Raw genomic sequence first — 5,106 nt, 5'->3', positions numbered from 1 at the left:
ACCGCCACCGCCGACAACGCGCCGCCCATCAAGGGCACGATAAATAACAATGGCCTGTTGGTGTTTGCGGTTGGCCTGTCGCTGGGTGCTTATTTTTAATTACCAACCATAAAATTGGTTTTGCCCATTTTAGGCCGGTCGCGGCTTTCTAGCTTCGTGGTTTTTTTGACTGGCTGACAAAAAAATGTTTTAGCCAATTCAAAAATGACGAACGCGGGCTGATTTTATGATAGGCCCAGCGCAGTTCCCAAATGATAAAGGCGGCGAACAATAAGAACACCGCCAATTTAAAATACACCCAAAAGTCGGTGCTGGCATAAAACATCACCACCAAATTCAGTGCCGACAGAAAAGCCAAAAAACCAGCGAAGTGATAGCTCATATCATCCCACAGGTTGATTGCCTTAATCTTCTTTTCGTTTTTTAAAAATTTTTTACCGAACATGATACGCAAAATTGGTTTTTTATTATACATCGACAATATAACCGCCGCGGCAAATGTAAAATAAATAATAGTTGGCAATAATTGTATAAAGCGCGGCGTTTCAAAATAAATGGTCAAGCCACCCAGGCTGAGCAACATGACCAACATCACCATTTGCAAATTGGTGATACGTTTAAAAATAGTATAATAACCCAGGGTCGCACCCGTGGAGAAAATCATGCCGGCGAGCGTGGCCTTAAAAAGCCCACCACCAGTAAAGGCGTAAATCCCAACAAACAGAAAAGTTGGTAATAATTCGATTAACAGACTCATGGAAAATAACTACAAATTGATATAACACAATATGCCATGGGTTTCAACCTAAGTTATAGGCGTTGAAAGAGTCGCTATTATTTTTTATCTATTCTATTTTTCCTCGCGCATCAGGCGATAGGATAAAAGTATCGGGATAAAGGTGATAACCACCACAATCATCGCCACCACGTTGGTAACCGGTCGTTCGCGCGGGCGAAGCAATTGGTCGAGCATCCAAATTGGCAGGGTGGTTTGTTGGCCAGCGGTAAAGGTGGTGACAATGACCTCGTCAAACGACAGGGCGAAGGATAACATAGAACCGGCGAGCAAGGCGGTGCCAAGGTTCGGCAAAATAATGTGACGGAAGCTTTGCCAATAATTTGCACCAAGGTCGAGCGACGCCTCCACCATATTTGGCGACAGCCGCCGCAGGCGCGCGATGGCATTGTTATGCACCACCACCATGCAAAAGGTCGCATGGCCGAGCACCAGCGTCCAAAAACTATAGGGGATGTCGAAACTATAAAAACTGGCGCGCAGGGCCATGCCGGTAATAATACCCGGCAGGGCGAGCGGCAACAAAAGCCACAGCGACAAGATATTTTTGCCCAAAAAATTATGCCGCGCCAAGGCCATGGCGGTCAAGGTGCCAAACACCAGGGCAAAGGCGGTGGCTATCAAGGCGACCTGGACCGACAGGGTAATGGCCTGCACAATATCGGGGCGTTCGAACAACGCGATGTGAAACCACTTAAGCGTCAAGCCGGGCAAGGGAAATTGATAAGTCGTTTCGTCGGTCGAAAAACCATAAACAAAAATTAATAATATCGGCAGGTGCAAAAACAACAGGGCGAACAAAGTGCCGCCGCGCGTTACCCAATGGGGTTTGTTATAATTATGGATATTTATTTTTTTCATTTTTTTATTATTTTTATAAATTTCTTACAATGCTTATTACAAGGCCTTGAATGCCCCCAGGCGACCAGCCAAGGATAAATACACCGCCATAATCAAAATTGGCGCGATGGAAAAAACCGCCGCAAGTGGCAGGTTGCCGGCCACCCCCTGGTAACTATAAACCGCCTGGCCGATAAAAACGCGCGACGAGCCGATGATGCTCGGCGTGATATAATCCCCCAAGGTCAGGGAGAAGGTAAATATCGAACCGGCGGCAATGCCGGGAATAGCCTGCGGCAAGACAACGTAACGAAAGGTTTGGTTGGGCCGCGCGCCAAGATCGCCCGAGGCTTCCTGCAACGATTTGCTGACGCGGTCAAAACTGGCAAGCATCGGCAGTATCATGTAGGGCAACCACAAATAAACAAACACGATGAAGGTGCCAAGCAAGCTAAAAGACAGCGATGGGCCACCAATCACCGGCAGGGACAGAATAGAATCCAACAGCCAAGACAAATGAAGTTTGGTGAAGACATAGGTCAACACCCCCTCCTTCGCCAATATCAATTTCCAAGAATAAACCCGCACCAGATAACTCGACCACAGCGGCAACATGATGGCCAGGTAAAGCGCGGCGCGCACCCGTGGCTTGGCATGGCGCGCAATAAACCACGACAAGGGCATGGCCAAGATAATCGAGGCCATGGTAACCGCGGTCGCCATCACCACCGAACGGCTGATGATTTGAAAATTGCTGATTTGGAAAATCGCGGCGTAGGTTTTCAGCGTGAATTTTTTTATCAAGACGCCCGAAAATTCGTCTATCGAATAAAAACTATTTATCAACAAATTAACCAAGGAGCCAACATAGCCGAGCAAAAACCACGCAAGCGGAATCGCCAACAACAACCATGGTGCCAGCCATGGTTTTTCATAAACCATGCGATAAAATTTGCCCAAATGTTGCTTCATGATGTTGCCCATGGTTTATTTATTTAGGGGGTGCGCGGCCGACGCGGCGAAGGACAGGTAAACCTTGTCGCCTTTTTTTACATCGGGCTCCTGGCCGCTTGGCACAATCACCAAGAACATTTTGCCACCGGCCGCCTTATGGTCGGGCAAGGCCTCGAAATGCCAACTCGACCCTTGGTATTGCTGGTCGATAATTTTTGCCGCCAGTGATAAGCCGCCAGTTTTTTTCTGCTTGGCGATGGTGATTTTTTCACCGCGCACCGCGTGCCATTTTTCGGCCAGGCCGAGGTCTTTCGACAGGGCGGCGGTTAATAAATTAGCTCTGCCGACAAATTCGGCAACGAACAAGGATGCCGGTTTTTCGTAAATATCGAGCGGGGTTGCGACCTGCTCCAACTGCCCCTTATTAAATATCGCGATGCGGTCGGCCATGGCCAGTGCCTCACCCTGGTCGTGGGTGACATAAACGAAATTGATGCCGAGTTTTTTTTGCAGGCTTTTTAATTCGACGCGCATTTCTTCGCGCAATTTTAAATCGAGTGCCGATAGCGGCTCATCAAGCAGTAAAATTTTTGGCTTGGTCAGCAGGGCGCGCGCCAAGGCGACCCGTTGTCTTTGCCCGCCCGACAGGGCACCGGGTTTTCTATCCTCCATGCCGGTTAATTGCACCAACGCCAACATGTCGCGCGCCGCGGCATGGCGTTTGGCCTTAGCAACCCCGCGCACCATCATGCCATAGGCAACATTGTCAAGGATGCTGAAATGATTAAACAGGGCGTAATCTTGGAACACCGTGGCTATCGGCCGTTCAAACGGCGGCAAATGTTCCGTCGGCGCGCCGAATAATTTTATCGCGCCGTGGCTGGGCGGTTCAAACCCGCCGAGCAAACGCAGGCTGGTGGTTTTGCCCGAGCCCGACGGCCCGAGCAAGGCAAAAAATTCGCCTGGCTTAATGTTTAGGTTAAGGTTGATGAGGGCGTTTATCACCCCCTTGCTGGTTTGGTAATCCTTACCAACCCCGATAAATTCGATAGCTGTTTTGTTCATGGCGTCTCCCTCGCTCCCTCAATGACGTCCCTTAATAAAAAAATGCTTAGCACAAAAAAAGAAAAGAAAAAGGAAAAGAAATAAAAAAAGGGGGCAGAATCCAAAAAAATTCTGCCCCCTGATTTTATTTTCTATAGAAGATAGTTTTATTCACTAACCCCTATTTGCCAGAGCTTTGAATGGCGATGACGTCGCTGACCCAGCGGCTGTATGGCACGCATGGTTCTGACCCACCGCATTCGGCGATTGGCGTTTTCCAAAATGCGATTTTGTCAAACAGCTTACCGCCGTTGGCTTCGCACCCAGTTTTACCCAGTAAGTCATTACCCTTACAGGCGGCCGGCACCGCGGGCACCGAGCCGAACCAAGCGGCCACGTCGCCCTGCACCTTTGGGTTAATCGAATGATTTAACCACGCATAGGCGCAATCGGTGTTTTTTGACTTGCTCGCCATCATGGTGGTGTCGGCCCAGCCGGTTGCACCCTCTTTCGGGATGACATAGGCGACCGGTTGTTTATCGGCCATCAGGGCATTGGCTTGATAAGACCAAGACGAACTGGCGACGACGCCTTCATTCTTGAAATCATCAATCTGCACCCCGGCGTCATGCCAATAGCGACCAACCAATTTGCGTTGATTTTTCAACAACGCCACCGCGGCGGCATATTGTTTTTCGTTCAATTGATACGGATCTTTAATGCCCAAGGAAGGATCTTTCTTCTTCAAGTATAATGCCGCATCGGCGACGTAAATCGCCCCGTCATAGGCCTGCACGCGACCGGCGTTGCTTTTGCCATCGGGTAATTTTTGTTCTTCAAACACCACCGACCAAGAGGTTGGAGCTTTTTTAAAGACATTGGTGTTGTAGAGCAAACCATTTGGCCCCCATTGATAGGGCACGCCGTAATGTTTACCATCTATCGTATGCCATGCGGCATTTTGCAGACGTTTATCAACCGTCGAATAGCCGGTGACTTTGGTGATATCTATCGGTTGCACCTTGCCGCCCTTAATCAAGCGGACCGAGGCATCGCCCGACGCGGTAACCAAGTCATAGCCGCCTTGGTTCATCAAACTAACCATTTCGTCCGATGTGCCAGCGGTTTTGACCTTGACCTTACAGCCGGTTTCTTTTTCAAAACCGCTTACCCAGTCATAGTTTTTATCGCTGGCACCGCGTTCGATATAACCCGGCCAGGCCACGATATTGACCTCTTTGCTAGCGGCAAAGGCCGAGGCAACTGGTGATAACACCATCGCCATGGCAATAACCGATGAGAGGTTTTTGACATAATTTTTTTTCGTCATTTTTTTTAACATTGTTGGTATCCTTTCCGAAGAGACAACAAAATTTTACCAACAGCCGGCAACCGGAAACCATTCCCTCATCACCCCCATTGATGGATTTTATTATAAACAAATTAAGCCATTCCGCAAGCAAATAATTTAA

General features: G+C 48.7%; 5 protein-coding genes. All 5 read right to left on the bottom strand.

Annotated features, from left to right (window positions below; genetic code table 11):
* Positions 1 to 148: 148 nt before the first annotated feature.
* Complete coding sequence (locus tag QM529_05910) at positions 149 to 757, bottom strand: septation protein IspZ (GenBank protein MDI9314188.1); 609 nt, start codon at positions 755 to 757, stop codon at positions 149 to 151.
* A gap of 93 nt (positions 758 to 850) precedes the next feature.
* Complete coding sequence (locus QM529_05905; GenBank protein ID MDI9314187.1) at positions 851 to 1,657, bottom strand: ABC transporter permease; 807 nt, start codon at positions 1,655 to 1,657, stop codon at positions 851 to 853.
* Positions 1,658 to 1,693: 36 nt separating this feature from the next.
* Positions 1,694 to 2,608, bottom strand: coding sequence for an ABC transporter permease (locus QM529_05900; protein ID MDI9314186.1), 915 nt, complete (start codon positions 2,606 to 2,608; stop codon positions 1,694 to 1,696).
* Positions 2,609 to 2,623: 15 nt separating this feature from the next.
* Complete coding sequence (locus tag QM529_05895) at positions 2,624 to 3,655, bottom strand: ABC transporter ATP-binding protein (GenBank protein ID MDI9314185.1); 1,032 nt, start codon at positions 3,653 to 3,655, stop codon at positions 2,624 to 2,626.
* 160 nt (positions 3,656 to 3,815) lie between these two features.
* Positions 3,816 to 4,964, bottom strand: coding sequence for an ABC transporter substrate-binding protein (locus QM529_05890; GenBank protein MDI9314184.1), 1,149 nt, complete (start codon positions 4,962 to 4,964; stop codon positions 3,816 to 3,818).
* Positions 4,965 to 5,106: the final 142 nt, after the last annotated feature.

It is taken from the genome of Hydrotalea sp. (genome assembly GCA_030054115.1).
In the GTDB taxonomy this organism is placed as follows: domain Bacteria; phylum Pseudomonadota; class Alphaproteobacteria; order JASGCL01; family JASGCL01; genus JASGCL01.
This window is presented reverse-complemented; position numbering and strand designations above follow the sequence as displayed.